This window comes from Sphingomonas sp. Leaf242 (assembly GCF_001422045.1).
Lineage (GTDB): Bacteria > Pseudomonadota > Alphaproteobacteria > Sphingomonadales > Sphingomonadaceae > Sphingomonas.
In genome coordinates, this window is record NZ_LMLW01000001.1 from 231,776 (window position 1) to 257,461 (window position 25,686).

General features: G+C 66.8%; 21 protein-coding genes. 7 read left to right on the forward strand and 14 right to left on the reverse strand.

The annotated features are described in order from the left end of the window. Positions 1-114: 114 nt before the first annotated feature. Genes ASF09_RS01115 through otsB form a run of 3 tightly spaced genes read right to left on the reverse strand, consistent with a single transcriptional unit; the run spans position 115 to position 4,072 of the window. Complete coding sequence (locus ASF09_RS01115; RefSeq protein WP_060523984.1) at positions 115-1,503, reverse strand: alpha,alpha-trehalose-phosphate synthase (UDP-forming); 1,389 nt, start codon at positions 1,501-1,503, stop codon at positions 115-117. Beyond that, entirely contained in the window at positions 1,500-3,296 is a 1,797-nt protein-coding gene (locus ASF09_RS01120; protein WP_056060739.1) for a glycoside hydrolase family 15 protein, read from the reverse strand. The genes ASF09_RS01115 and ASF09_RS01120 overlap by 4 nt, the downstream gene beginning before the upstream one ends. Continuing rightward, positions 3,293-4,072 carry a trehalose-phosphatase gene (otsB, locus tag ASF09_RS01125; protein ID WP_060523986.1) on the reverse strand — a complete coding sequence of 260 codons (780 nt, stop codon included), beginning with the start codon at positions 4,070-4,072 and terminating at the stop codon, positions 3,293-3,295. The genes ASF09_RS01120 and otsB overlap by 4 nt, the downstream gene beginning before the upstream one ends. 729 nt (positions 4,073-4,801) lie before the next feature. Here otsB and ASF09_RS01130 point away from each other — a divergent pair. The 4 genes from ASF09_RS01130 (at position 4,802) to ASF09_RS01145 (ending at position 9,752) form a co-directional block, all read left to right on the forward strand. Beyond that, positions 4,802-6,283 carry an efflux transporter outer membrane subunit gene (locus ASF09_RS01130; RefSeq protein ID WP_060523987.1) on the forward strand — a complete coding sequence of 494 codons (1,482 nt, stop codon included), beginning with the start codon at positions 4,802-4,804 and terminating at the stop codon, positions 6,281-6,283. After that, entirely contained in the window at positions 6,283-7,665 is a 1,383-nt protein-coding gene (locus ASF09_RS01135) for an efflux RND transporter periplasmic adaptor subunit (protein ID WP_060523989.1), read from the forward strand. Before ASF09_RS01130 ends, ASF09_RS01135 begins: the two co-directional genes overlap by 1 nt. 58 nt (positions 7,666-7,723) lie before the next feature. Beyond that, complete coding sequence (locus ASF09_RS01140; RefSeq protein ID WP_082444038.1) at positions 7,724-8,380, forward strand: ABC transporter ATP-binding protein; 657 nt, start codon at positions 7,724-7,726, stop codon at positions 8,378-8,380. 163 nt (positions 8,381-8,543) lie between these two features. After that, the gene (locus ASF09_RS01145; protein ID WP_060523991.1) at positions 8,544-9,752 is read left to right on the forward strand and encodes an ABC transporter permease; all 1,209 of its coding nucleotides are present in this window, start codon (positions 8,544-8,546) and stop codon (positions 9,750-9,752) included. Here the strand turns inward: ASF09_RS01145 and ASF09_RS01150 are convergent. From ASF09_RS01150 to ASF09_RS01175, 6 genes are all read right to left on the reverse strand, one after another. Next, positions 9,727-10,344 carry a nucleotidyltransferase family protein gene (locus ASF09_RS01150; protein WP_060523993.1) on the reverse strand — a complete coding sequence of 206 codons (618 nt, stop codon included), beginning with the start codon at positions 10,342-10,344 and terminating at the stop codon, positions 9,727-9,729. The two genes, ASF09_RS01145 and ASF09_RS01150, sit on opposite strands and share 26 nt — an antisense overlap. Next, on the reverse strand, positions 10,331-11,254 hold the full coding sequence (locus ASF09_RS01155) for an XdhC family protein (RefSeq protein ID WP_060523995.1): 924 nt from the start codon (positions 11,252-11,254) through the stop codon (positions 10,331-10,333). Before ASF09_RS01155 ends, ASF09_RS01150 begins: the two co-directional genes overlap by 14 nt. A gap of 101 nt (positions 11,255-11,355) precedes the next feature. Next, positions 11,356-13,560 carry a xanthine dehydrogenase family protein molybdopterin-binding subunit gene (locus ASF09_RS01160; RefSeq protein WP_060523997.1) on the reverse strand — a complete coding sequence of 735 codons (2,205 nt, stop codon included), beginning with the start codon at positions 13,558-13,560 and terminating at the stop codon, positions 11,356-11,358. A gap of 206 nt (positions 13,561-13,766) precedes the next feature. After that, on the reverse strand, positions 13,767-15,998 hold the full coding sequence (locus ASF09_RS01165) for a xanthine dehydrogenase family protein molybdopterin-binding subunit (RefSeq protein ID WP_060523998.1): 2,232 nt from the start codon (positions 15,996-15,998) through the stop codon (positions 13,767-13,769). Positions 15,999-16,000: 2 nt separating this feature from the next. Then, complete coding sequence (locus tag ASF09_RS01170; RefSeq protein WP_060524000.1) at positions 16,001-16,981, reverse strand: FAD binding domain-containing protein; 981 nt, start codon at positions 16,979-16,981, stop codon at positions 16,001-16,003. After that, entirely contained in the window at positions 16,978-17,541 is a 564-nt protein-coding gene (locus ASF09_RS01175; RefSeq protein ID WP_082441359.1) for a 2Fe-2S iron-sulfur cluster-binding protein, read from the reverse strand. The genes ASF09_RS01170 and ASF09_RS01175 overlap by 4 nt, the downstream gene beginning before the upstream one ends. A 141-nt stretch (positions 17,542-17,682) precedes the next feature. Here ASF09_RS01175 and ASF09_RS01180 point away from each other — a divergent pair, with 141 nt between their 5' ends. Together ASF09_RS01180 and ASF09_RS01185 are read left to right on the forward strand one after the other, a co-directional pair. Beyond that, entirely contained in the window at positions 17,683-18,699 is a 1,017-nt protein-coding gene (locus tag ASF09_RS01180; protein ID WP_060524002.1) for a glycerophosphodiester phosphodiesterase, read from the forward strand. Next, complete coding sequence (locus ASF09_RS01185) at positions 18,700-18,978, forward strand: hypothetical protein (protein WP_056060708.1); 279 nt, start codon at positions 18,700-18,702, stop codon at positions 18,976-18,978. A gap of 257 nt (positions 18,979-19,235) precedes the next feature. Here ASF09_RS01185 and ASF09_RS01190 read toward each other — a convergent pair whose 3' ends face one another. After that, on the reverse strand, positions 19,236-19,901 hold the full coding sequence (locus ASF09_RS01190) for a TIGR02117 family protein (RefSeq protein WP_060524004.1): 666 nt from the start codon (positions 19,899-19,901) through the stop codon (positions 19,236-19,238). Positions 19,902-19,923: 22 nt separating this feature from the next. On the opposite strand from ASF09_RS01190, the gene phhA reads away from it, so the two are divergent. Next, entirely contained in the window at positions 19,924-20,802 is an 879-nt protein-coding gene (phhA, locus tag ASF09_RS01195) for a phenylalanine 4-monooxygenase (RefSeq protein ID WP_060524011.1), read from the forward strand. Positions 20,803-21,033: 231 nt separating this feature from the next. Here the strand turns inward: phhA and ASF09_RS01200 are convergent, their stop codons facing one another. The 4 genes from ASF09_RS01200 to ASF09_RS01215 form a co-directional block, all read right to left on the reverse strand. After that, positions 21,034-21,969 carry a 50S ribosomal protein L11 methyltransferase gene (locus tag ASF09_RS01200; RefSeq protein WP_060524013.1) on the reverse strand — a complete coding sequence of 312 codons (936 nt, stop codon included), beginning with the start codon at positions 21,967-21,969 and terminating at the stop codon, positions 21,034-21,036. Continuing rightward, entirely contained in the window at positions 21,959-22,648 is a 690-nt protein-coding gene (locus ASF09_RS01205) for an SDR family NAD(P)-dependent oxidoreductase (RefSeq protein WP_060524015.1), read from the reverse strand. The genes ASF09_RS01200 and ASF09_RS01205 overlap by 11 nt, the downstream gene beginning before the upstream one ends. 204 nt (positions 22,649-22,852) lie before the next feature. Further along, entirely contained in the window at positions 22,853-24,241 is a 1,389-nt protein-coding gene (locus ASF09_RS01210) for a methyl-accepting chemotaxis protein (RefSeq protein WP_060524017.1), read from the reverse strand. Between the two features lie 8 nt (positions 24,242-24,249). Then, complete coding sequence (locus tag ASF09_RS01215) at positions 24,250-25,593, reverse strand: methyl-accepting chemotaxis protein (RefSeq protein WP_060524019.1); 1,344 nt, start codon at positions 25,591-25,593, stop codon at positions 24,250-24,252. Between the last annotated feature and the right edge of the window lie 93 nt (positions 25,594-25,686).

The window sequence follows — 25,686 nt, forward strand, 5'->3', positions numbered from 1 at the left end:
GCTTCCGCATAGCCCAGGGCGTATTGACACAAACTGGCCAACCCACCCCCAACCCCTCCCTTCCAGGGAGGGGGGCAAGAAGTTACGCTCTCTACTATTCAAAGGGCCAAGAAGTCAGGCCTCAACGTGCTCCGGCACCGCCTCGAGCGCCGTAATAAACAACTCGCACCACCACATCACGTCCTCCTTGCGGACGTTGTCGATCAGCTTCTCCCAGCGTTCCTTCCGCTCGGCCAGCGGCATCTTCAGCGCCCGGTCGATCGCGTCGGACATTTCCTCGGGGCTGTACGGATTGACCAGCACCGCATCCTTCAGCTGCGTCGCAGCGCCCGCGAAGTGCGACAGCACCAGCACGCCCGGATCCTCGGGATCCTGCGCCGCGACATATTCCTTCGCGACCAGGTTCATCCCGTCGCGCAACGGCGTCACCAACCCAACGCGAGCGGCGCGGTAGATCCCCGCCAACACGTCGCGCGGGAACCCCTGGTTGACGTAGCGGATCGGCGTCCAGTCGATGTCCGAATATTCGCCGTTGATCCGCCCCGACATCGAATCGAGGTTCGCACGAATCTCCTGATACGTGTCGACCTTCTCGCGCGAAGGCGGCGCGATCTGGAGCATGTAGACCAGCCCACGCCGATCCGGATGCGACCCGAGAAAGCGCTCGTAGCCGGCAAACCGCTCGGCGAGGCCCTTCGAATAATCGAGCCGGTCGACCCCGACGATCAGGCTGCGACCGGTCGCGGACATGTACATCCGCTCCTTGGCATGCCGCGCCGCGTCGCTGTTCGCCGACTTCTCGAAGTCCGCGGTCTCGATCCCGATCGGGGTCGTGATCGCCTTGATCGTGCGGTCGCCGACCGTCACCCAGCCATCCTCGCCGACGATACCGTCGAGCTGGCTCGTCACGTAATGCAGGAAGCTGTCGAGCCAGTCCTGCGTCTGGAAGCCGATGACATCGTACGCGAACATCGATTCGACCAGCGCACGGTGGCTCGGCAGCGACAGCAGCATCGCCATCGGCGGCCACGGGATGTGGAGGAAGAACCCGATCTTGTTCTCGACGCCGAGCTTCCGAAGTTCCTGCCCAAGCGGGACGTGATGATAGTCGTGGACCCACACCAGATCCTCGGGCTCGATCAACGGCAGCACCGTCTCGGCAAAGCGCTTGTTGACGCGCGCGTAACCGCTCGAGAAATCGCGTTCGAACTCGGTCAGGTCGATCCGGTAATGGAACAGCGGCCACAAGGTGCGGTTCGCATAGCCATTATAATATTCGTCGAAATCCTGCTCTTCGAGGTCGATCGTCGCGGTGGTGACGCCCTTGCCCTGCTGGAAATTGATGTGCCCGGTGAAGGTCTCGGTGGTCGATCCCGACCAGCCGAACCATACACCGCCCTTTTCGCGGAGCGCGGCGAGCAAGGCGACCGCGAGGCCGCCTTGGTTGCCCGAGGGGGCGTCAACCGACTGGACGCGGTTCGAGATGACGACGAGGCGGCTCATCGGACGGCACTCCACGGCTTGCTGAGCAGGACCGCGCAATTGATCAGCCCCACCAGCGAATAGGTTTGCGGATAATTGCCCCACAGCTCGCCAGTATTCGGGTCGATATCTTCCGACAGCAGCCCGGCCGGCGTCCGCCGCGCAACCATCTCGCAGAACAGCGCGCGTGCGTCGGCAGTTCGACCGGTCGCGTGAAGCGCCTCGATCAGCCAGAAGGTGCAGACGTTGAACGCGGTGTGCGGCAGGCCGAAATCATCCTCGGTCGCGTAACGCAGCATGTGGCTCCCGCGCCGCAGACCCTCCTCGACCGCCTTGAGCGTCGACTGGAACCGCGGATCGTCGGGCGCGAAGAAGCGCAGGTCGAGCAGCTGGATCAGGCTCGCGTCGAGATCGTCGCCACCGAACGTCGCCGAGATACGCTGCGTATCCTCGCGCCATGCCGATTGCTCGATCGTGGTGCGAATGGTGTTGGCGCGCTCCTCCCAGAACGTCCGGCGATCCTCGAGCCCGAGAACCTCCGCCGCGTTCGCAAGCCGGTCGCACGCCGCCCAACACATCGCCGCCGAATAGGTGTGGACGTGCGCCTTGGTGCGCAGCTCCCACAGGCCAGCGTCGGGCTTGTCGTACGTCTCCCAAGCGCGGTCGCCGACCAGTTCGAGGCTCTTGAAATCCTCCTCGCTCGACATCCGGAACAGCCGCTTGTCGAAGAACGCCTGGACGTCGGACAGGATGATCTGGCCGTACGCATCATGCTGGATCTGCTCGTACGCCTGGTTGCCGACGCGGACCGGGCCCATGCCGCGATAGCCGGGCAGGTCGCTCTCGATCCGCTCGATCAGCGTCGCCTCGCCGCCGACGCCGTAGAGCGGCTGGACATGGCCGCCCTTAGACGCATCGACTATGTTGCGCAGATATTCGAGATACCCTTCGAGCACGTCAAGCGCACCCAGCCGGTTCAGCGCCTGCACGGTATAATAGGCGTCGCGGATCCAGCAGTAGCGATAGTCCCAGTTGCGCTCCGACCCCTCATGCTCGGGGATCGAGGTGGTGAGCGCGGCGACGATCGCGCCGGTCTCCTCGTGCTGGCACAGTTTCAGCGTGATCGCCGCGCGGATGACGACGTCCTGCCACTCGACCGGCGTCGCGAGGCCGCGCACCCAGTGGCGCCACTCGTCCTTGGTCCGCGACAGCATCGCTTCGGCCGCCTCGTGCAACACGCCCGCGAAGCTCTCGTCGGGACCGAGGAACAGGTGCATCTGGCGCTCGAGCCGGAACCAGTTCTCGCCGACGATATGCCCGACCGGCGCATCGGTGGTCAGCCGCAGCGTCTGGTCGTCCATCAGGAAACGGATGTGGTTCGAACCCTGCGTGTGCTCGGTCGGCTTCCCCCAGTTGGTCGCGACCCGCATCCGAACGCGAATGCGCGGCGAGCCGGCTACCGGTTTGACGATCCGCACGAAGCTGGTCGGGCGATAGGTGCGGCCTTCGCGCACGAAGCGCGGGCAGAAATCGATCACCTCGACTGCGTTGCCCGCCTCGTCCTCATGACGCGTGACCAGGATCGGCGTGTTGCGGATATAGGCCTGCGTGGTTTTCGCACCGCCCTCCAGTTCGATCGCCCAGAACCCGGTCTTGGGCGCATCGCCGCCGAGCAGCGCGCAGAACGCGGGGTCGCCGTCTACGCGAGGCACGCAGCCCCAGACGAACGTGCCGGTCTTGTCGATCAGCGCGGAGACCTGGCAATTGCCGATCGGCCAGAGGTTCATGTCGGCTTTTTGGGTAGGTGCGGTCATCGTGTTTCCAACGTGGGTGTTTCCAATATGGCAGCAATCCAGTCTCGAAGTGCGGCAACGTCGTTCAGGCGGTAGGTGGCGGCGGTAGGCCGTTGCTCGCCGATCAGCACGCCCGCCCCGCCAAGGTCGCGCGCGGCCTCGAACCCGTCCTCGTCGGTGACGTCGTCGCCGAAGAAATACGGCACGCTCCCCGCCATCGCCGGCGCCGCGATCAGGTTGCGGAGCGCTGCACCCTTGTCGCCGGGGGTGCGCAGCTCGACCATCATCTTGCCGCGCTGAAGCGTGAGGCCGTGGGTGACGGCGAGGTCTTCGGCAAGGCGGACCGCGGCGGGTTCGAAGTCCGGCGCCATCCGGTAATGCAGCCCCGCGCCGAGGCTCTTGGCTTCGTAGACGAGTCCGTTGGCGTCGGCGAAGTCGCGGAACGCATCCGCGGCGGCTTCGAGCGAGGCGGGGCGCTCAGCCGCGATATGGCCGTCGTCGGGCGTCCGCGTCTCGGCCCCGTGGCTGCCCGCGACCGCGAACAGATGCGCGTGGCGCCCGAGCATCGCGTCGAGCTGCGCGATCGAGCGCCCACTGATGATCGCGACGCGACCGGGGAAGCGCTCGGCGAGCGTATCGAGCGTATCGAGCAGGATCTGGTCGACGACGACCGCATCGGGCGTCGCGGCAAGATCGACGAGCGTCCCGTCGAAATCGAAGAACAGGCTCACGGCGTCGGGCACGGCAAGGGGCGGCGCGAGGACATCAGTCGCGGGCTGGCGTTCGGCTAGCATCATCCCTGAACCCATAGCGCTGCCGCAACGTTCCGCTGCACTGCAAAATTGGAACGGGTGCGGTTCGAATTTTGGGGCGGGGGAGGGGGCAAGCGCGACCACCCTTCCTGTTCTCCCGCGAACGCGGGAGCCCAGGACCCAGCAGCGCATCGCCCGTAACCCTGGCCCCCCGCCTCCGCGGGGGAACAAGAAAGGGAGAAGCAGGCATGAACGCTAAGACGTGGCACATTTTCACCACTCACATCGCCGCACCTACCACCACCCCGGCGAAGGCCGGGGCCCAATTGGAAAGGCAGTTGTAATAGTCCACAGTCATTTATTAGCCCGGTCCGCCCAATTGGGCCCCGGCCTTCGCCGGGGTGGTGTGGATACGAGACATCTCTTCGTCATGCCGGGCCCGTTCCGGCATCCACCGTTCCGCACCCTCAGGACCTAGAGAGAATGCGGCCCTGTGGACCCCGGAACAAGTCCGGGGTGACGGAGGCCAGCAAACCTTGTTTCCCCGCGAAGGCGGGGACCCAGACTGGGCTCCCGCCTTCGCGGGAGAACAAAGCAGCGGGGAGTGGTCCACGTCAAACAGCGGATCAAAGTCCCATTGGGATAGAGCCGAGCAAGTCCGCGGTGCCGGCGCTCGTTGAAGCCCCCCACGCCCCGCCAATCCAACCCACCTGCGACACCTCGCGACACAAAACCGCTGGACTAGCCCCAGCCGCTTGGTCATGCCTGCCGCCCATGTCCCGCGTCCGCGCCCTCCTCATCGCACCCGTCTCCGCGGCTGCCCTGCTAGCCGGCTGCACCGTCGGCCCGGACTACCACCCCAAGGCCGCCGCCGAGCTGGGCGTCCCCGACGCCTATTCGGTCACGCCCGAAACCAAGCCCGAAGATCTCACCCGCTGGTGGCAGAAGTTCGACGACCCCGTCCTCGGTCAGCTCGTCGAGCAGGCCGCCGCCGCCAATCTCGACATCGCACAGTCCGTCGCCCGCCTCCGCCAGGCGCGAGAAAGCCTGCTCCAGAACCGCGCGTCGCTGCTCCCGACGGTCAGCGGCTCGGCCGGGTACCAGCGCAACGAGAACGTCCGCGGTGGCGGCCGCTCGTTTACGCTACCCGACGGCACCGTCGTCGATACCGGCGGCGGCGGCGCCAACAGCTTTACGCTCGGCGCCAGCGCCAGCTACCAGGTCGGCGTGTTCGGCGAGATCCGCCGCACCGTCGAGGCCAGCCGCGCGGATTACGCCGCGTCCGGCTACGACTACGCCACCGTGCTGATCTCGGTCGAAAGCGAGGTCGCGCGCAACTACGTCCTCGCGCGGCTCTACCAGCAGCAACTCGCCAACGCCCGCGCTTCGCTCGCGATCCAGGACGACAATCTCGAGATCGCCGGCTTCCGCGTCCAGGCAGGGCTCGTCTCCAGCGTCGACGCCGAACAGGCGCGGGCCCAGCGCGCGCAGACCGCCGCGACGATCCCTAGCCTCGACCAGCAATATGCCGCCGCCGTGGCGCGGATCGGCGTGCTGACCGCGCAGGCGCCCGGCGCGCTCCGGACGATGATGGCGCCCGTGAAGGCGATCCCAACCGGCCCCGCCGCGGTCGGCGTCGGTATCCCCGCCGACACGCTGCGCCAGCGCCCCGACATTCGTTCCGCCGAGCGCGCACTGGCGGCGGCGACCGCACGGATCGGCGTGGCGAAGGCGCAGCTCTATCCCGCGCTCGCGATCACCGGCAACCTCAACACCAACGCGACCTCGATCGGCAGCATCGGCGATGCGATCACCGGCAGCCTGTTCGCCGGGCTGACCCAGGCGATCTTCAACGGCGGGCGGTTGCGAAGCCAGGTCCGCACCAGCGAAGCCGCCGCCGACGGTGCGTTCGCGCTCTACAAGTCGACCGTGCTGACGTCGCTCGAAGACGTCGAGAACGCGGTCGTCGCGCTTCAGGCCGCGCAGGAACGCGAACGCCAGTTCGCGATCGCGCTCGACGCATCGAACAATTCCGCGATCCTCAGCCGCAGCCAGTACCGCACCGGCCTCACCGATTTCACCACGCTCAACCAGCAGGAAACCGCGCTTCTGTCCGCCCGCAACGGCGCGACGCAGGCGCGCGCCGATGCCGCCACCGCGCTGATCGCGCTGTATGCGGCGCTCGGCGGCGGCTGGGATTCGACCGTCATTCCCGAAGCGCCACCGCGTGCGCAGAACACTTCAGAGGCACGCTGATGGCCGACGCATCGATCGACGATTTCCTCGGCGTGAAGCCGCAGGCCCCCTGGAGGCGCTATGTAAAGTGGGTCGCGATCGCGGTCGGCGTAGTCGTGCTGTGCTTGCTGCTCGCGAAGTGCTTCGGCGCGAAAGAACAGACGCAATATTCGAGCACACCGGCGCAGCGCGGCAATTTGACCGTCACGGTGTCCGCCACCGGCAAGCTCGCCCCGACCACGCAGGTCACGGTCGGCTCGCAGCTGTCGGGTCTCGTCACCAAGGTCGTCGTCGACGTCAACGACCGCGTCACCGCAGGCCAACCGCTCGCGCTGATCGATCCCGAACAGCTCGACGACCAGATCCGCCAGACCAGCGCGCAGCTCGCGGCGAACCAGGCGCAGGTCGCGCAGGCGCAGGCGACCGTCGCCGAATCGCGCGCGCAGCTGACCCGTCTCGAAGAGGTCTCGCGCCTGTCGGGTGGTCGCGTGCCGTCGAAGACCGAGCTCCAGACCGGCCGCGCCGATTACGCACGCGCCGTCGCCGCACAGAAGGTCGCCGAAGCCAACGTCGTCGCCAGCCGCGCGCTCCTCGCGCAGAACCAGACTCAGCGCGCGCGCGCGATCATCCGCTCGCCTGTGACGGGCGTCGTGCTCGCGCGCCAGATCGATCCCGGCCAGACCGTCGCCTCGTCGTTCAACACCCCGACGCTGTTCGTGATCGCCGAAGACCTCACCAAGATGAAGCTCGAGGTCGCGATCGACGAAGCCGACGTCGGCGAGGTCAAGGTCGGCCAGAAGGCCAGCTTCACGGTGGATGCGTTCCCCGGCCAGACCTTCCCCGCGACGATCACGCGCGTCGATCTCGGCTCGAACCTGACGGTCAGCTCGGCGACCTCGTCGACGACGACCACAGCGACGACCTCCACCGGCCAGGTCGTGTCCTACGCCGCCGACCTCACCGTCGCGAACCCGTCGCTGACGCTCCGCCCGGGCATGACCGCAACCGCGGACATCGTCACCTCGGACAAGCGCAACGTCATGCTCGTCCCCAACGCGGCGTTGCGCTTCAAGCCGAGCGCGGATGGCGCGAAGGATCAGGGCGGCGGCATCGCCGGCTCGCTGACCTTCCGGCCACGGCGCGGCGCCGGCGGCAACGCGCGGACCGCCAAGCTCGATCGCGGCTCGCAGCAGACGATCTACGTCAAGGGCGCCGACGGCACGCCGCAGCCGGTGCAGATCACGACGGGCGACACCAACGGGACGATGACCGAAGTGCTGTCGGGCAATCTCCAGCCCGGCGCGCAGATCATCATCGGCCAGCTCGCCACCGGCACCGACACGACGAAAACTCCCGCGCGCCGGTCGGGCGGCGCCAGCAAGGGTGCGGGCGGTGGCCAGTAACCCGCCCCCGCTGATCTCCTTGCGTGGCGTCACCAAGACGTACGGCACCGGCGCGACGATGTTCCAGGCGCTCAAGGGCGTCGACCTCGACATCGCGGCGGGTGATTTCGTCGCGGTGATGGGGCCGTCGGGGTCGGGCAAGTCGACGACGATGAACATCCTCGGCTGCCTCGACGTGCCGAGCGCGGGGACGTTCACGTTCCAGGGCCACCATGTTGAAACGCTCGACCGCGACCAGCGCGCGCTGCTCCGCCGCAACCACCTCGGCTTCGTCTTCCAGGGCTTCAACCTCCTCTCGCGCACCTCCGCGCTGGAGAATGTCGAACTCCCCTTGCTCTACCGCGGCGACGAAAAGCGCGCGCGACGGGATGCGGCGATGGCGAGCCTCGACACCGTTGGCCTCGCGGACTGGTGGGATCACACTCCGGCGGAACTGTCCGGCGGCCAGCAACAGCGCGTCGCGATCGCGCGTGCGCTGGTGACGAGCCCCGACGTGCTGCTCGCCGACGAACCTACCGGCAACCTAGACAGCGAACGCTCGATCGAGATCATGCAGCTGCTCACGCGGTTGAATGCGGAGAAGAACATCACGGTGTTGATGGTCACGCACGAACCCGACATGGCGGCATTCGCGAGGACGGTGGTCCACTTCAAGGACGGCCTGGTGGAACGTATCGAAAGCCAGCACCGCCAAGGCGAAAGCGTGGACTCGTGAGTGGCGTCCGCGAAGCATTCCCCTCCCGCTTGCGGGAGGGGCTAGGGGAGGGCGTGACGTACGTACTGGCGTCCGGTCTGTTTGATCAGCCCCTCCCCCGACCCCTCCCGCAGGCGGGAGGGGAGCAGCAAACCAGCGTCCTCGATACCGGGGCGACACGATAATGTTCGGAACAACCCTCGTCCTCGCGCTCCGCTCGATCCGCCGCCACATGCTACGGTCGTTCCTCACCATCCTCGGCATCGTCATCGGCGTCGGCGCAGTCGTCACGATGGTCACGCTCGGCAAGGCGACCACCGCCGCCGTCCAGCAGTCGATCTCGTCGCTCGGCACCAACATCCTTCAGATCCGTCCCGGCCAGGGCTTTGGCCGCGGTGGTGGCGGGCCGCCGCCGCCGCCGCTCAAGATGGACGACATCGACCCGATCGCGCGGCAGATCGCCGGAGTCACTGCGGTCGCCCCGACCGAACAGCGCAGCGCCACCGCGATCTACAACGGCGCCAACTGGAGCACCACGATCAACGGCACCACCGGCGCCTATTTCGAGGTCCAGCCCTGGCCGCTCGCCGGCGGTCGCCTCTTCACCGCGCAGGAGGAAGCCTCGGGCAAGGCGGTCTGCATCCTCGGCAATACCGTCATCCAGAACCTGTTCCGCGGCGCCGATCCGATCGGCCAGCGAATCCGCCTCAACGACATCTCGTGTGACGTGATCGGCACGCTCAGCACGCGCGGGCAGGCGGGCTTCGGCGGCGACCAGGACGATGTCGTGGTCATGCCGATCAAGACCGTCCAGCGCCGCTTCACCGGCAACCAGAACGTTGCGGCGATCCTCGTCGGTGTCGATCAGGGCTATGACACGCAACAGGTCCAGGCATCGTTGACCGACCTGCTGCGCGAGCGTCGCCACCTCGCTGCGGGGCAGGACAACAACTTCAACATCTTCGATACCAAGCAGATTTCGGACACGCTGACCGGCACGACGACCCTGCTCACCGGCATCGTCGCCGCGGTCGCCGGGATCAGCCTGGTGGTCGGCGGGATCGGCATCATGAACATCATGCTGGTGTCGGTTACCGAGCGCACGCGCGAGATCGGCATCCGCTTGGCCATCGGCGCGGTCGCGCGCGAGGTGCTGTTGCAGTTCCTCGTCGAGGCGATCGCGCTGTCGTGCCTCGGCGGCGTCATCGGACTGATCGTCGCGCAGGCCGCGATCGCGATCATCGCACCGCTGATCAAGGTTCAGTGGCTGTTCGTGCCCGAGATCAACATCTTCGCGTTTGCGATCTCCGCGGTGATCGGGGTCGTCTTCGGCTATTTCCCGGCACGACGCGCGGCGGCGATGAACCCTATCGACGCGTTAAGGCACGAGTGATCGCGGCCTTGGGATCGCGGACCAGCGCCTGCAGCCGGTCCAGATCCTCGGGCGTGTCGATATCGATCAGTTCGGCAGGCGCAGTCACGACATGCCGCCCCGCCTTCACCAGATCGCGCGCGCCCGCATCGCCGTCCAGCGTCAGCAGGAAATCGAACCGCTCGCGCCCGAACAGGGCAGGGGGGCTCGGCTTCTCGCCATCGCTCGACGCAACGACGGCATCGGCGCTGTCGGCGGCGTCCAGCATCCGGTAGATATGCGCCGCGGTGACACGCGGCATGTCGGCCAGCGCGATCAGCACCGCCTCAGCGCCCTCGTCCTTGGCGCACTGTACGCCGAGCTTCACCGACTGCGACATCCCCGACGACGGATCGTCGTTATGCACCACCTCGAAATGATGGCTGATGAAGTCGAGCTTGCAGCCGTCGGTGACGACCAGCCGGCGCTTGAAGGGGATGTTCTCGAACGCGGTGACGACGTGCATGCCCAGCGGCTTGTTGAGGAACGGCACCTCTAGCTTGTTGGGAATGCCGAACCGCCCCGAGCGCCCGGCCGCGAGGAGGATGAGGAAGACGTTTTCAGCGGCGATCATTGAACGCTCCTATCATCGCTGCCGCGACCGACAGCGCGATTTCCGAAGGTCCGATCGCGCCGATGTCGAGCCCGACCGGCGCATCGATCCGGTCGATGTTCTCGGGCGAAACGCCCTCCGAGGCAAGCCGCTCGCGCCGCGCCGCATGGCTCTTGCGGCTGCCGAGCGCGCCGACATACGCGGCATCGGACGCGAGCGCCGCGATCAGCGCAGGATCGTCGATCTTGATGTCGTGGCTCAGCGTCACGACCGCGGTCGAAGGGCCGGGGCGGAGCGCGGCGATCGCCTCGTCCGGCCAGCGATCGTCGAGCGTCACGCCCGGAAACCGCTCCTCGGTCAGGAAGCGCGCGCGCGGATCGATCACCACCGTCTCGATCCCGAGTTCGCGTGCCAGCCCCGCCAAGGCCTGCGCGATCTGGACCGCGCCGACGATCAGCAGCCGGCGGGGCGGATCGTAGCGGTTGACGAACACCTCGCCCGTCTCCAGCGGCCGCGCATCGCTGTGCCCGGTCGCGAGGTCGGTCGTCACGGTCAGCGCATCGCCCTGGTCGCGCGCATCGGCGATCCGGTCGAACAGCTCTGGATCGAACCCCTCGGCGGACACCGGCTGCACCATCACCGCGATCTCGCCGCCGCACGGCAGCCCGACTTCCCACGCCGCCGCATCCGCGACGCCGTAGTTGCGCACCTGGAACGGCGCCCCGGCGATCACCTCGGCGGCGGTGGCGAGGATATCACTCTCGACGCACCCGCCGGACACCGATCCCTCGAACCGGCCATCGGCATGGACGAGCATGTGGCTCCCCTTGGGCCGCGGCGCGGATCCCCAGGTCGAGACGACCGTGGCGATCGCCATCCTCTCGCCCTTCCAGGTCTTCGCAGCAGCGAGCACGCTATCGTTTTCGGCCATGTTGTCTCTCTTCTCGTTCTCCCGCGAAGGCGGGAGCCCAGGAGCCACGAACGCTCCGTTTGGTATCCTGACCCCCCCCCGCCTGCGCGGGGGAACAGCTCTTAAATGGAGGGTAGTCCTGCCAGCAATTTGTCGAGCGTCACCGGAAAGTCCCGAACCCTCACGCCCGTCGCATTGTAGATCGCATTCGCCACCGCAGCCCCCGCGCCGGAAATCCCGAGCTCCCCAACGCCCTTCGCCCCAACCGGGTTCGCGGAGTCGTCGATCTCCTCGATGAAATGCACCTCCAGTTGCGGAATGTCGGCGTTCACCGCGACATGATACTCGCCGAAATCCGGGTTCACGAACGCTCCGGTCCGCGTGTCGACGATGCCTTCCTCGCTCAGTGCATAGGCGATCCCCCACGCCATCCCGCCGGTGATCTGGCTCGTCGCGGTCTTGCGATTGAGCACACGCCCGACATCGAACACGCCCAGCATCCGCCGCACGCGCGTCTCGCCCGTCACCGCGTTCACCGCGACCTCGACGAAGTGCGCGCCGTGGCTCGCCTGGCTGGTGCGCTTGCTCTCCGCACCCGGCCCGGTCTTCCCCATCGCCACGATCGGTTCGCCGCGGACCAGATCGGCAAGCTTCACCGATCGCCCGCCAGCACTCACGCAGCCATCGTGCAGGCTCAGATCCTCCGGCGCCGCATTCATCCTGAGCGCCAGCTCGCCAAGGATATCCTCGCACGCCAGCACCACCGCCGAACACGCGCTGCCAGCGCCGAACGATCCGCCCGACCCCGCGCTCGGGGGGAAATCGGTATCGCCGAGCCGCACGTTCACCTCGGCGACCGGCAGCCCGAGCATCTCGCCCGCGGTCTGCGCGAGGATGGTGTACGTCCCAGTACCAATGTCGGTCATGTCGCACTCGACCGTCGCGCGGCCATCCGCCTCCAGCCGTACGCGCGCCTGCGCCTCGACGGTGAAGTTGCCGCGCAGGCTCGCCGCCATGCCGATCCCGACCAGCCACTCGCCCTCGCGCACCGACCCCGGCGCGGGCACCGTATCCGGCCAGCCGAACCGCTCGGCACCTTGCGTATAGCAATCGAGCATCCGCCGCGTGGAGAACAGCTTGCCGCTCACCGGATCGGTCTCGGGCTCGTTGCGCCGCCGCAGTTCGATCGGATCGATCCCGAGCTGCTTGGCCAGTTCGTCCATCGCGCACTCGACCCCGAACGTGCCCACAGCCTCGCCCGGCGCGCGCACCGCACCGCTCGCGGGCAGGTCGACGCGCACCAAGTCGGTCTTGAACCGCCGCGCATCGCCCCGGTACAGCGGCAGCGTCCCGAACGGCACCGGCTCCAAAAACTCGCCATCGTCGTTCTGCGCGACGACACTCTCATGCCCCATGCCGAGGATCACGCCGTTCGCGTCGGCGGCGATCCGGATCCGCTGCGTCGTGTGCGAGCGGTGGTGGACCATATACGCAGTCTGGCGGCGGGGCAGCGCGACCTTCACCGGCCGCCCGACGACCTCCGCCGCGATCGCCGCGAGGATCGCCTCGGGACCCACGCCGGTCTTGCCCCCGAACCCGCCGCCGACATACGGCGCGAGCACGCGCACCTTGTCCGCATCGATCTTCAGCGCCTTCGCGATCGTCTTGCGCGCGCCGCCGATCACCTGGTTGCTCGACCGCACGGTGAGCTTGTCGCCGTCCCACCAAGCGGTGGTCGCATGCGGCTCCAGCGCGGCGGGGAAATGCACGGGGGTCGTGTAGGTCCGGTCGAACGTCACCGCCGCGTCCGCCATCACCGCGTCGAGATCGCCATTGTCGATCGGCGGCAGGAAGCCGATTTTCGGCGCGGTGTCGACCGGCTGTGCCTCGACGTCGAACCGATCCTCGCCCGCCTCGGTGCGGACCACGACCAGCGCGGCGGCATCGCGCGCGATCGCCTGGTCCTCCGCGACGACGATCGCGACCGGCTGGCCAAGGTGAAGGATGACGTCGGTATCGAACAGCGGCATCGCGCGCGAATTGGACTCGCCAGCCGGCATGCGCGCGTCGTTATGGATGATAGCAATGACACCTGGCAAAGCTTCGGCGGCGCTCACGTCGATGCCAAGGATGCGCCCGCTGCCAACTGGCGTACCGACGATCGCGGCATAGGCAATGCCATCGGGCGTGCCCTCATACGCATAGTCCGCCACGCCGGTGACCTTAGCCGGCCCCTCGATCCGGTCGAGCCCGAGCCCGAGAACGCCCTGCTTAGCGCGGTCGAGACCACCCGGCCGAAACGCCGCATCCATCACGTGTTCGTTCATTCTGCGGTCCTCGGGTGGAGCGAAGGATATGGGTAGGAGAGGGGCGTTTGACGAGGGCGCTACGCATTCCCCCAGCACCACCCCGGCGAAGGCCGGGGCCCAGTTGGAAAGGTCTTGATAACCGAGGACGATCCTTCGTTATCTTCGTCCCCCAACTGGGCCCCGGCCTTCGCCGGGGTGGTACCTGTTTATGGTATCGTCAGCCCTCAAACAGCCGGCAACTGATCCAGCAGCTTGTCGAGCGTAATCGGGAACTCGCGCACCCTAATCCCCGTCGCATTATACACCGCGTTCGCCACCGCAGCACCAGCGCCCGAGATCCCCAGCTCGCCGATCCCCTTCGCGTGAATGGGATTCGCATGGATGTCGCGCTCGTCGACGAAGTGGACGTCCATCTGCGGCACGTCCGCATTGGCCGGCACGTGATATTCGCCGAGATCGTGGTTCACCAGCTTGCCGGTCCGCGTGTCGTGGATCAGGTCCTCGGTCAGCGCGGTGCCGATCCCGAAGGTCATCCCGCCCAGGCACTGCGACCGCGCGGTCTTCGCGTTGAGCACACGCCCCGCCGCGAACGACCCGAGCATCCGCCGCACCCGCGTCTCGCCGGTGATCACGTTGACCGCGACCTCAGCGAAATGCGCGCCGAACCCGGCCTGCGACGTCTCCTTCTCCTGCTTGCCCGGCTTGATATGCCCGGTAGCCTCGAGACCCTTGCCAACCAGCTCGCCGATCGGCGTCGAGCGGTTGTCGCCGATCGCCTTGCCGTCCTTCAGCGTCAGGCCGTCCTCGTCGACGTCCATCGCCTTGGCGAGCTTCCCGCGCAGCATCTCGCACGCGAGGTATACGGCAGTACCCGAAGACGCCGCACCCCACGAACCACCCGAACCCGCCGCCGGAGGATCGTTGGTATCGCCGAGCGACATCGTGATGTTCTCGACCGGGATTCCCAGGATCTCCGACGCGATCTGCGCCAGGATCGTGTAGCTGCCCGTGCCGATATCGGTCATCGCCGACGACACCGTCGCCGAGCCGTCCGGATGGATCTCGACCTTGGCGGACGATTCCATCATCATGTTGCCGCGCACCGCCGAGGCGACGCCCATGCCGATCAGCCACTCGCCCTCACGCCGCGTGCCGGCCTTCTGCCGCTTGTCCCACCCAAACTTCTTCGCACCCTCGTCGAGCGCACGCGACAGATTGCGCGACGAATAGGGCACGTCCTTCTCGGGGTCGATCTTCGGATCGTTGCGCTTGCGCAGCTCGATCGGATCCATCTGGAGCTTCTCGGCCAGCTCGTCCATCGCGCCCTCCAGCGCCAGCATCCCGACCGCCTCGCCCGGCGCACGCATCGAGCCCGACAGCACGAAGTTCACATCGACCACCTCATGCGTGATCAACCGGTTCTCACCACCGTACAGCAGATGCGTCCCGATACCCGCAGGCTCGAAATAATCCTCGGTCGGCTGGTTCGACGTCAGCGTCTCATGACCGATCGCCGACAGCTTGCCGTCCGCATCTGCCGCCAGCCGCACGCGCTGCTCGGTATTCGACCGCCGCACCGTCGCCTCGAACACCTGCGGCCGCGACATTACCGCCTTGACCGGACGGCCAAGCTGCTTCGCCGCAATCGCCGCCGCGACGCTCTCGGGCGCGATGCCGAGCTTCGATCCGAACCCGCCGCCGATATAGCGCGCGATGATCCGCACCTTCTTCTCGGACAAGCCCAGCGACTTCGCCAGCTGCTGCGCGTCCGAGGTCGGCATCTGGTAGGCGCCGTACAGCGACAGCGAGCCATCCTCTTCCCACACCGCGGTCGAGGCATGCGGCTCCATCGCCGCCGAGTTCTGGCTTGGCGTGACATAGGTCGAATCGATCGTCACAGCCGCCTCGGCCATCGCCTTGTCGACGTTGCCTTGCTTGAAGTGCGCGGGCGTCGCGTCGTCCGGCGGGGTCCGGGTCTCGTCGCGGTGCGCGGTGAAGTCGTACTGACCCTCGGCCTCGTCATACTCGATCGGCAGGCGTGCCGCCGCATCCCGCGCGACCTCGAAGCTCTCGGCGAGCACGATCGCGACGATCTGGCCGAAGAACGCGATGTCCTTCACGCCCTGCGTCGGTGCATCGGTCGCGCCGCCCTGCGCCGAGACGCGGATGAACTGGTCGAAGTCGGTGACGACGTCGATCACGCCGGGGATCGCCTTGACCGCGTCGACGTCGATCGAAACGACCTTGCCCGCCGAGATCTTCGTCCCGACCAGCACGCCGTACGCCATGTTCGCGAACTGATATTCCGCAGCATAGGTCGCCGTGCCCGTGACCTTCAGCGGACCGTCGATCCGGTCGAGCGGCTTGCCGATGACGCCCTGGACGCCCGTATCCAGAAGACTGTCCGGATGCGGCTTGTCCATCGTCAGGCTATTCGTAGTGCCAAGACCAAACATGCTTATGCTCCCGTGACGTTGCGCAGCGTCGCGATCAGCGTGCGACGGGCGAGGGGGATCTTGAAGTCATTCGAGCCATAGCCCTTGGCATCGGCCAGCAGCGCCGTCGCCGCAGCCTCGAACACGGCATCGGACGGCGCCTTGCCGACCAGAGCCGCCTCGACCGCCGGATTGCGCCACGGCATCGGGCCGAGCCCACCGAACGCGAGCGAGGCCGACGCGATCACGCCGTCCTGCACGTCGACGATCGCCGCTACCGAGACGAGCGCGAAGGCATACGATGCACGGTCACGAACCTTGCGGTATTCCTGCTTGCCCTTGACCGGCGCCGGCAACTCGATGTGCGTGATCAGCTCACCCGCTTCGAGCGCGTTCTCGATCTGCGGCGTATCGCCCGGTAAACGGTAGAAGTCGTGGATCGAGATCCGCCGACGATCGCCGTCCGCCTTCAGCGTCACGATCGTCGCGTCGAGCGCCCGCATCGCCACCGCCATGTCGCTCGGGTGCGTCGCGATGCAATGCTCGCTCGTCCCCAGCACGGCCAAGATGCGGTTGAAGCCGCCGATCGCCGAACAGCCGCTGCCCGGCTCGCGCTTGTTGCACGCCGCTGCGGTGTCGTAGAAGTAATAGCACCGCGTCCGTTGAAGCAAATTGCCCCCGGTCGACGCCTTGTTGCGCAACTGCCCCGAGGCACCCGCCAGCAACGCGCGGCTCAGTACCTCGTACTTGGCAACGACGCGGCGGTCGGCAGCGAGATCGCTGTTCGGCACCAATGCACCGATCGTCAGCCCGCCATCCTCGCGCTCTTCGATCTTCGCGAGATCGAGCCGCGAGATGTCGACCAGCTTGTCCGGCGTCTCGACCTGCAACTTCATCAGGTCGAGCAAATTGGTGCCGCCCGCGATGAACTTGGCGCCGCTCGTATCAATATCCTTGACCGCAGCCTCGGGCGTCGCGGCCTTCTCGTACGTGAAGGTCTTCATGCCACCAGCTCCCCACGCGCGTTGGCTTCCATCGCGGCGTCCTTCTCGTCCGCGGTCCGGCCTGCGGGCTCGGCACCACCGACTTCGCGGATCGCATCGACGATGTTCGGATACGCGGCGCAACGGCACAGATTGCCGCTCATCCGCTCGGAAATCTCGGCATCGTCGAACTTCGGATCGGTCAGGTCGCCCGACGCATGGCTGGCCCAGCCCTTCTTGACCTCATCGAGCATGCCGACCGCCGAACAGATCTGCCCCGGCGTGCAATAGCCGCACTGATACCCGTCATGCCGCACGAACGCGTCCTGCAACGCGTGGAGGTTGCCCGGCTGGCCAATGCCCTCGATCGTCGTGATCTCGTCGTCCTGATGCATCACCGCGAGCGTCAGGCAGGAATTGACCCGGCGCCCGTTGATCAGCACCGTGCACGCCCCGCACTGGCCATGGTCGCAACCCTTTTTCGAGCCCGTCAGCCCGAGATGCTCGCGGCACAGGTCGAGCACCGACGTGCGAATATCGGGCTCGGCGTCATATGATTGACCATTGATCGTGAAATGCATGGCGGTGCCCCTGGTTGAATGTGCCGGGAATGTACGGATTTCGAGGACTCAACGCCGATGCGACCAATCGTTTCCTATTGCGACAGGCTCTCATACATAGTTGCGCTGGCACTGGCGGCGGCGAGCGGGCAAGCTGTTGCGATGACGCCAGCTTCTCCCCGATTGTCGCCCCCGATCGTCATCGCGCACCGTGGTGCGAGCGGTCTCCGCCCCGAGCATACGCTGGCGGCGTATTCGCTCGCGATCGACCAGGGTGCAGACTTCATCGAGCCCGATCTGGTGCCGACCAAGGACGACGTCCTCGTCGCGCGGCACGAGAACAACATCGCCGAGACGACCAACGTCGCCGACCATCCCGAGTTCGCTGGCCGGAAAACCACCAAGACGATCGACGGCCAGACCATGACCGGCTGGTTCGTCGAGGACTTCACGCTCGCCGAACTGAAGACGCTGCGCGCGAAGGAACGCCTGCCCAAGCTGCGCCCCGCGAACACCGCCTATGACGGCCAATTCGCAATCCCGACGCTCGCCGAGATCATCGCGCTCGCCAAGCGCCGCACGACCGAGACGGGCCGGACGATCGGCATCTATCCCGAGACCAAGCATCCGACCTATTTCGCGAAGATCGGCCACCCGACCGACGCGAAACTGGTCGCCGAACTGCGCGAGGCCGGCTGGGATTCGGCCAAAGCGCCGGTCTTCATCCAGTCGTTCGAGGTCGCCAACCTCCAGCGCCTCCACAAGATGACGAAAGTCCGCCTGATCCAGCTCATGGACGGCGAGGGCGGTCCCGCCGATGGCGCCCAGCCGAGCTACAAGGCGATGATCACGCCCGAAGGCCTCAAGGCGGTCGCCGCCTACGCCTACGGCATCGGCCCGAACAAGAGCATGCTCTGGACCGACGCGACCCCCACCACGCTGGTCGCCGACGCGCACACCGCGGGGCTACGCGTCCACCCCTGGACCTACCGCGCCGAAAACTATTTCGAACCGACCCGCTTCCGCCGCGGCACCGACCCCGCAGCCCACGGCGACATCGCCGCGGAGATCGACGCCGGCCTTGCACAAGGTATCGACGGTTTCTTCACCGACTTTCCGCTATACGGAGCCCAAGCGCGCGACCGAGCCCAGGGAACCGCGCGTGCAGGAGTAAAGTAAATGCGTAAGGTTCTTCCCGTACTCGCGGTGCTGCCGTTCCTCGTAAGTGGCTGCATCAGCACCGCAACTTCGATCGTGAAGGCGCCGTTCCAGGTCGCCGGCAAAGCGGTCGACTGGACCACCACAAGTCAGGAAGAATCGGACCGCAACTACGGCAAGAAGATGCGCAAGCAGGAGGCCGAAGAGGGCAAGCAGCGCAAGGAACTCGCGAAGCGCTGCAAGCGCGATCCGCAGCGCTCGGAATGCGGCCAGTACCAAGGTTATCGCGCGGGAAACTGAGCGGCTTCCTAATACCACCAAACTAAGCCCCACCCCGGCGAAGGCCGGGGCCCAGTTGGGGGACGTCGCTAACGACGGACTGCGCGCTGTTACCGCTGCCTTCCAACTGGGCCCCGGCCTCCGCCGGGGTGGTGGCTAAAACCAGACCCTCTGCACCCTCCTTGTTCTCCCGCGAAGGCGGGAGCCCAGTCTGGACTCCCGCCTTCGCGGGAGAACAAGGAAGCGGGAGAACAAGCTGTGGCGTTCGCGACAGCCCCTCAAAACCACCCCATCACGCTAACCGGAAACGGCGTCCACCAACCAACCCGAACCCCAGCAAACCGCAGCGCATCCCCCGTCCACGCATTACACGTCCGCACCGCGCTATAACGCCCGTTAGCCTCATAAAACGCATCATACCCCGCATACCCCCGATACCGCGCACCCCCATCCCGAAAGCTAGCCCGGATATACGCCGCCAACCGCCGATACTGCGCCGGCGTGACCACGATCTCTCGAGCCCCATCGCCCGCGCGCGGCCTCGGCAGATGATCGACATGCATCAACGTCCGATCACTCCCGACCGCCGAAGCAACCACGGTCCGCAGCTTCACGTCCGCCCAGGTCGGCGTCTCCAGGTAAAACGTCTTCTCCCCCCACCCGAACGCCACATGATTGAACGCGCCATAACGAGGGTCACGCAGATCCTCCGCACGAGCCACCCCGCGCCAGTCCACCCCGGCGGCCACCTTCGGCACGATGATTCCGGTATGCACGCCGTTGCTCTCGACGAAGATATGAACGCCCTCGGCCGGCGCCCGCCAGTCGCGATTGCTCGGGATCGACCCGCCGACCAACCCCGCGACCGCATAGCTCGCAACCACCCCGAACACCGCCGCGATCGCTCGTAAAATCCACTTAACCCAGCGCGTTTCCGTCTTCATTCCGTCATGCTAGACCAGCCGCATGGCCAATGACACACACGTACTGAGCACCCCGCCCGAAGGCGCGCCCGACTGGACGATCCCGCAGAACTGGGCGGATTACACCGCGGAGGATCACGCGACCTGGGACACGCTGTTCGCGCGCCAGTCGAAGCTGCTTCCCGGCCGCGCCTCGAACGCCTGGCTGCGCGGGCTCGACGTGCTGAAGCTGTCGAAACCCGGCATCCCCGATTTCGAGGAACTGTCCGAACGCCTGACCAAGCTCACCGGCTGGTCGGTCGTCGCGGTCCCCGGCCTCGTCCCCGACGACGTGTTCTTCGATCACATGGCCAATCGTCGCTTCGTGGCGGGCAACTTCATCCGCCGCCCCGACCAGCTCGATTATCTGCAGGAACCCGACGTCTTCCACGACGTGTTCGGCCATGTGCCGATGCTCGCCGACCCGGTGTTCGCCGACTACCTCGCCGCCTACGGCCGCGGCGGCCAGCGTGCGCTGGGGCTCGACGCGCTGAAATACTTGGGACGGCTCTACTGGTACACGGTCGAGTTCGGCCTGATCGCCGAACCCGAAGGCCTGCGCATCTACGGCTCGGGCATCGTCTCCAGTTACGCGGAAACCCGGTTCGCGCTCGACGATCCGAGCCCCAACCGGATCGCGCTCGATCTCGCCCGGGTGATGCGCACCGAGTACCGGATCGACGATTTCCAGCAGAACTATTTCGTCATTCCGAGCTTCGAGGAGTTGCTGCGGTTGACGGTCGAGACCGACTTCGCGCCGCTGTACGAGGAGCTGAAGGCGCTCCCGGATATCCCGGTCGCGCGGATCGAGCTGGGGGACGTGGTGATTACCGAGGGCACGCAGGATTACGCGAACGCAAAGCTGGCCGCCGAGACCGCCTAAAAGCACCTCTCACAGAGGCCACCACCCCGGCGAAGGCCGGGGCCCAGTTGGGATAGCGGTGCGGTTCTATCGCAAGGGTTCACCCAACTGGGCCCCGGCCTCCGCCGGGGTGGCGGCGGCAGTGGGTGAGTGCAACGCTTCCCAACTTGTTCCCCCGCGAAGGCGGGGGCCCAGACTGGACCCCCGCCTTCGCGGGGGGAACAACCTTCTTGGGGGGAGGCCTACGCTACCTCAAATATCCAGCGCCCACCCATCACGCCCCTTGGGATCGAACGGCCCCTCCGCCACGAACCTCTCCGCCCCAGCGCGCAACCGAAGCACACTCCAATCCCCCCGCCGGTCGACCGCCTCGAGCGAACACCCGCAAGCCTCATACGCCGCCACGACCCCAGCCCGCTGCGTCTCCAGCAACCCGGCCAGCACGATCGTAGCCCCCACATCCGAAATAGACGCGATCTCTGGCGCCATAGACACCAGCGGCCCCGCCAGAATGTTCGCAATCACCAGATCATACGGCGCCCGAACCACGATCGCATCGTCAAGCGTACCATCCGCCACAACCAGATCGATCCCCCCGACCCCATTGAGCGCAGCATTCTCAGCCGTAACATCGATCGAGACCGGATCGATATCCGTCCCCATCACCTTGGCCTCAGGCCAAAGATGCGCGGCCGCAAACGCCAGCAACCCCGTCCCCGTCCCGATATCGATCACGTTCGCAAACGAGGCCTCCGCCAACCCGTCGAGCATCGCCAGACACCCGCTGGTCGTCTCGTGATGCCCCGTCCCGAACGCCCGGCTCGCCTCGATCAGGAACGCCCGCTGGTCCGCCGGCACCGCGCCCGCATGCGCGCCGGTATGCACAAAGAACCGCCCGACCGACAAAGGCTCGAGCCCCGCCTGGCTCATCGTCACCCAGTCCGCGTCGCCCAGCCGCTCGACCGCGATCTCGGCCCCCGCCGCACTCGGCACCAGCGCCCGCACCGCCGCGACCGTGTCGGCGGCCGGCTCATGCTCGAAATACGCGTCGAGCCTCCACGACTCGACGTCGTCCTCGATCTCCTCGGTGGTCATCAACACGCCGTCGATCGTCAGGTCGTCGCTCGCATCGATCGCCTCCGCCTCCGCCCGCGTGCAGGGGAGCGTGAGCTTCCAACTATCGGACATAGCTCGCCCCATTCACGTCGATCACCGACCCCGTCATCGAAGCCGGCGCTTCCAGCGCGAGAAACTTCGCCGCAGCCGCAATCTCTTCCGGTGCAGCAACCCGCCCGAGCGGAATATCCGCCAGCAACGCATCGCCGCCACGGCTCGACAGATAATCCTCCGCCATCCCGGTCATCGTGAACCCGGGGCACACCGCAAACGCGAGGATGCCCTCCCGAGCATACCCCCGGGCAATCGTTTTGGTCATCGCCACCATCCCCGCCTTCGACGCGGCGTAATGCCAGTGCGCCGGCGAATCCCCGCGATAGGCGGCCCGGCTCGCGATATTGACGATCCGACCACCGACACCCCGAGCCTGCCAGTGCAGCACCGCCAATCGGCACAGCTCGGCAGACGCGGTCAGGTTGATCCGCATCGTCCGCTCCCACTGCGCGGTCCAGTCGCCGTCGGCGAGCGGTGCCGCCTCGAACACCCCCGCATTGTTGATCAGCACATCGATCGCGCCGCCCGCCTGCTCGAGTGCAGCGTTCCACAACGCAGTCGGCCCTGCAGGATCGCTGAAGTCGGCTGGGATACCGCTAGCGGTCCCGTGTCCGATGACGGACGCGCCCGCATCGGTCAGCGCCGCATGAATAGCCGCGCCGATACCGCGACTGGAGCCGGTAAGAAGAATGGTCATCCCCGCGCTCTAGCGCCGCAGGCCGTATCCGTCACCAAGCCGAAGAAGGAATGGTTCACGCGGAGACGCGGAGGCGCGGAGAGGGGGCGGTCAGGCGAGACGCGTAACAACGAGAGTTTTGAAGAACCTCCGGCTCCGCCAGACCCTCCGCGTCTCTGCGTCTCCGCGTCTCCGCGTGAACCCACTACTCTCTTCCGGTGCCCCTCAAGCCACGCTAGCCGAAAACCCATCCGCCGCGCCGCGCAGCTCGCCCAGCTTGTCGTCGACCTCGCCGAACTGCCGCCCTAGTCCGTCGATCTCGGTAGCCACGCTCTCGGTATCCTCGCGGATCGCGGCGATCGTGGTCGACATCGAATCCGCCGCCAGCGCGGTTTCGTCGACCGCGGCGGTGATCGCGCACACGGTCTGCGCCTGCGCTTCCATCGCATAGCGGATGCGGCCGGCGGACTCCTGCACGTCGGCGACCGTCGACTTGATGATCGCATTGGTCTCGACGGTCGCGCGCGTCGCCGCCTGGATGGCAGCGATCTTCGCGGCGATGTCGTCGGTCGCGCGCGCGGTCTGGCTCGCAAGCGATTTCACCTCCTGCGCGACGACCGCAAAGCCGCGCCCCGCATCGCCCGCGCGCGCGGCCTCGATCGTCGCGTTCAGCGCCAGCAGATTGGTCTGCCCGGCAATGTTCCGGATCAACCCGAGGATCGAATCGATCGATTTGGCATGCTCGCTCAGCGCGTCCGAGGTCCCGACCGCGAGATCGGCCTGGACCGAGGCACGGTCGGCGATCCGCGCGGCGGACTCGACCTCGACGCGCGCGTCCTCGATCGCGCGGATCAGGCCGGCGGCGACCTGGGCTGCTTCGCGCATCGCGACCGCGGATTGCTCGGCGGCGGCGGCGACTTCGCTCGCCTTGCCCAGGACGCTGCGGGTCGACGACGATGCGCCTTCCGCCTGGATCCGGATGCGCGCGCCGAGGGCCGCGGTATCCTCGATCGACGCGGCGATCGACTCGCGAAAATCCGCCGCCCGTGCGCCGCGCTCGCCCCGTGCCTGTGCGGCATCGGTGGCACCGAGATGCGATGCCATCAAATCCGCCTCGATCAGCGCGAGGCGCTGGACGATATCGCCCAGCCTCTGCATCTGCGCGGTATCGGTGCCCATCCGGTCCGCCACCAGGCTCAGCGTCACGCTATGCGCGAACGCCAGCGACGACAGCAGAGCGGGCAGGGGAATGCCGGATTTGCGCGAATCGTCGGCATGGCCGATCGCGATCGCCTTCCAGGCCTCGTCATAGGGCGACTGGTATTTCAGCCGCGCGTACTCGGCACTGGCCGTGATACGGCGCGCCAGTCGCTCGGGCGTGAAATACGCCACGACGTGACTCACCGCCTCCAGCGACAGATAACGCTGCCAGAACGTCTCGGCGATCCGGCGATGGTCGTCTTCGTCCAGCAGCGCGGTCAAGGTCGCGCAGGTCGGCGCGATCAGCCCGTCCCAGTCGTAGTCGCGCACGCGGTCGCGCAGCGATCGACTGTCGCTGTCCCAGGCCGCGGGAAGTAGGGGGCGGGGCGACGCGCTGGCGGGTGTTGCAGTCATCGGGGTTCCTATGCAGCGACCTTGGCCACGAAATCGCCCGCGCTGTTCTTGAGATGGCCGAGCCGTCCGTCGAGCACGTCGAAGCCCCGACCGACGCTGTCGATCTCGCGCGCGACGGTTTCGGTGTCCTCGCGGATCGTGGCGATCGTGGTCGACATCGAATCCGCGGCCAGTGCTGTCTCGTCGACCGCGGCGGTAATTGCGGTCACGGTCTGTGCCTGCGCTTCCATCGCGTAGCGGATGCGGTCGGCGCTCTCCTGCACTTCGGCGACGGTCGACTTGATGCTGGCGTTGGTCTCGACCGTCCCCCGCGTCGCCGACTGGATCGCGGCGATCTTGGCGGCGATGTCGTCGGTCGCGCGCGCGGTCTGGTTGGCGAGGCTCTTTACCTCCTGCGCCACCACCGCGAACCCGCGCCCGGCATCGCCTGCGCGCGCCGCCTCGATCGTCGCGTTCAGCGCGAGCAGGTTGGTCTGCCCGGCGATATCGCGGATCAGGCCGAGGATCGATTCGATCGACTTGGCATGGTCGCTCAGCGCCTCGGACATGCCGACCGCCTGGCCCGCCTGCACCGAAGCCCGGTTGGCGATCTCCGCTGCGGCCTCGACTTCGGTCCGCGCATCCTCGATCGCGCGGATCAGGCCCGCCGCGGTCTGTGCGGCCTCGCGCATCGCCACCGCGGACTGTTCGGCGGCGGCGGCGACTTCGCTCGCCTTGCCCAGCACCGCGCGGGTCGAGGCCGAACTGCGCACCGTTTGTTCGCGCAACGTATGACCCTCGTGCGTCGCGGTCTCGACCATCGCCGCAATACCGTCGCGGAACTCGGTGGCCAGCTTGTCGCGCGCGTCCTGCGCCGAATGCGCGCGATACGCGGTATAGATCGCGACCGTGATCTCGCCTTCGAGCGCCGACAGCCGCATGAGCGTGTCGATATACACCGGCAACGTCTCGCTGCTGCGATCGACCTGGCGCATCAGCACGTCCAGCGCGGCGCGATCGCTCGCGCTGATCATCGACAACAGCGCCATCGGCGACACGTCGGCGGCGTAGGCCGCTGCGACCGACCGTTCGATCGACTCGACCCAGCCGCGACCCGCGGTGTCGAGGAAGCGGTTGCGCAGGAACGTGCACCCGATCGCGATCATTTCCTCGGTCTTGTGCGCCGCCCAGACCCGTTCATCGGAGAAACAGCGCTGCCACTGCTCCCAATACGCCTTGGAGACGATTGCGATCTCGGGTTCGATCGCGTCCCACACCGCGCGGCTCGCAGCAGTCAGCGAGCCGTCGAAGTCGAACGCCCGCAGCCGCGCCGGAAGGTCGATGGTGGCAGCGATCGCGCCGATCATCGGCATGTCTGTGGTCAAAGCGGTAGACTCCGGAAACGGGTTTTGCCCGTCGAGCGCTAAGGCCTATTGATTAAAAGCTGGTTAGGGATGGACAGTAAC

Excerpts from the sequence above, each read along its gene's own strand:
- ASF09_RS01135 (WP_060523989.1), top strand. The coding sequence starts at position 6,283 with ATGGCCGACGCATCGATCGACGATTTCCTCGGCGTGAAGCCGCAGGCC.
- ASF09_RS01130 (WP_060523987.1), top strand. The coding sequence starts at position 4,802 with ATGTCCCGCGTCCGCGCCCTCCTCATCGCACCCGTCTCCGCGGCTGCC.
- ASF09_RS01115 (WP_060523984.1), bottom strand. The coding sequence starts at position 1,503 with ATGAGCCGCCTCGTCGTCATCTCGAACCGCGTCCAGTCGGTTGACGCC.
- ASF09_RS01200 (WP_060524013.1), bottom strand. The coding sequence starts at position 21,969 with ATGTCCGATAGTTGGAAGCTCACGCTCCCCTGCACGCGGGCGGAGGCG.
- ASF09_RS01205 (WP_060524015.1), bottom strand. The coding sequence starts at position 22,648 with ATGACCATTCTTCTTACCGGCTCCAGTCGCGGTATCGGCGCGGCTATT.
- ASF09_RS01145 (WP_060523991.1), top strand. The coding sequence starts at position 8,544 with ATGTTCGGAACAACCCTCGTCCTCGCGCTCCGCTCGATCCGCCGCCAC.
- ASF09_RS01210 (WP_060524017.1), bottom strand. The coding sequence starts at position 24,241 with ATGACTGCAACACCCGCCAGCGCGTCGCCCCGCCCCCTACTTCCCGCG.
- ASF09_RS01180 (WP_060524002.1), top strand. The coding sequence starts at position 17,683 with ATGACGCCAGCTTCTCCCCGATTGTCGCCCCCGATCGTCATCGCGCAC.
- ASF09_RS01215 (WP_060524019.1), bottom strand. The coding sequence starts at position 25,593 with ATGCCGATGATCGGCGCGATCGCTGCCACCATCGACCTTCCGGCGCGG.
- ASF09_RS01150 (WP_060523993.1), bottom strand. The coding sequence starts at position 10,344 with ATGATCGCCGCTGAAAACGTCTTCCTCATCCTCCTCGCGGCCGGGCGC.
- ASF09_RS01120 (WP_056060739.1), bottom strand. The coding sequence starts at position 3,296 with ATGACCGCACCTACCCAAAAAGCCGACATGAACCTCTGGCCGATCGGC.
- ASF09_RS01185 (WP_056060708.1), top strand. The coding sequence starts at position 18,700 with ATGCGTAAGGTTCTTCCCGTACTCGCGGTGCTGCCGTTCCTCGTAAGT.
- ASF09_RS01175 (WP_082441359.1), bottom strand. The coding sequence starts at position 17,541 with ATGCATTTCACGATCAATGGTCAATCATATGACGCCGAGCCCGATATT.
- ASF09_RS01140 (WP_082444038.1), top strand. The coding sequence starts at position 7,724 with ATGTTCCAGGCGCTCAAGGGCGTCGACCTCGACATCGCGGCGGGTGAT.
- ASF09_RS01155 (WP_060523995.1), bottom strand. The coding sequence starts at position 11,254 with ATGGCCGAAAACGATAGCGTGCTCGCTGCTGCGAAGACCTGGAAGGGC.
- ASF09_RS01160 (WP_060523997.1), bottom strand. The coding sequence starts at position 13,560 with ATGAACGAACACGTGATGGATGCGGCGTTTCGGCCGGGTGGTCTCGAC.
- phhA (WP_060524011.1), top strand. The coding sequence starts at position 19,924 with ATGGCCAATGACACACACGTACTGAGCACCCCGCCCGAAGGCGCGCCC.
- ASF09_RS01190 (WP_060524004.1), bottom strand. The coding sequence starts at position 19,901 with ATGAAGACGGAAACGCGCTGGGTTAAGTGGATTTTACGAGCGATCGCG.
- ASF09_RS01165 (WP_060523998.1), bottom strand. The coding sequence starts at position 15,998 with ATGTTTGGTCTTGGCACTACGAATAGCCTGACGATGGACAAGCCGCAT.
- otsB (WP_060523986.1), bottom strand. The coding sequence starts at position 4,072 with ATGATGCTAGCCGAACGCCAGCCCGCGACTGATGTCCTCGCGCCGCCC.
- ASF09_RS01170 (WP_060524000.1), bottom strand. The coding sequence starts at position 16,981 with ATGAAGACCTTCACGTACGAGAAGGCCGCGACGCCCGAGGCTGCGGTC.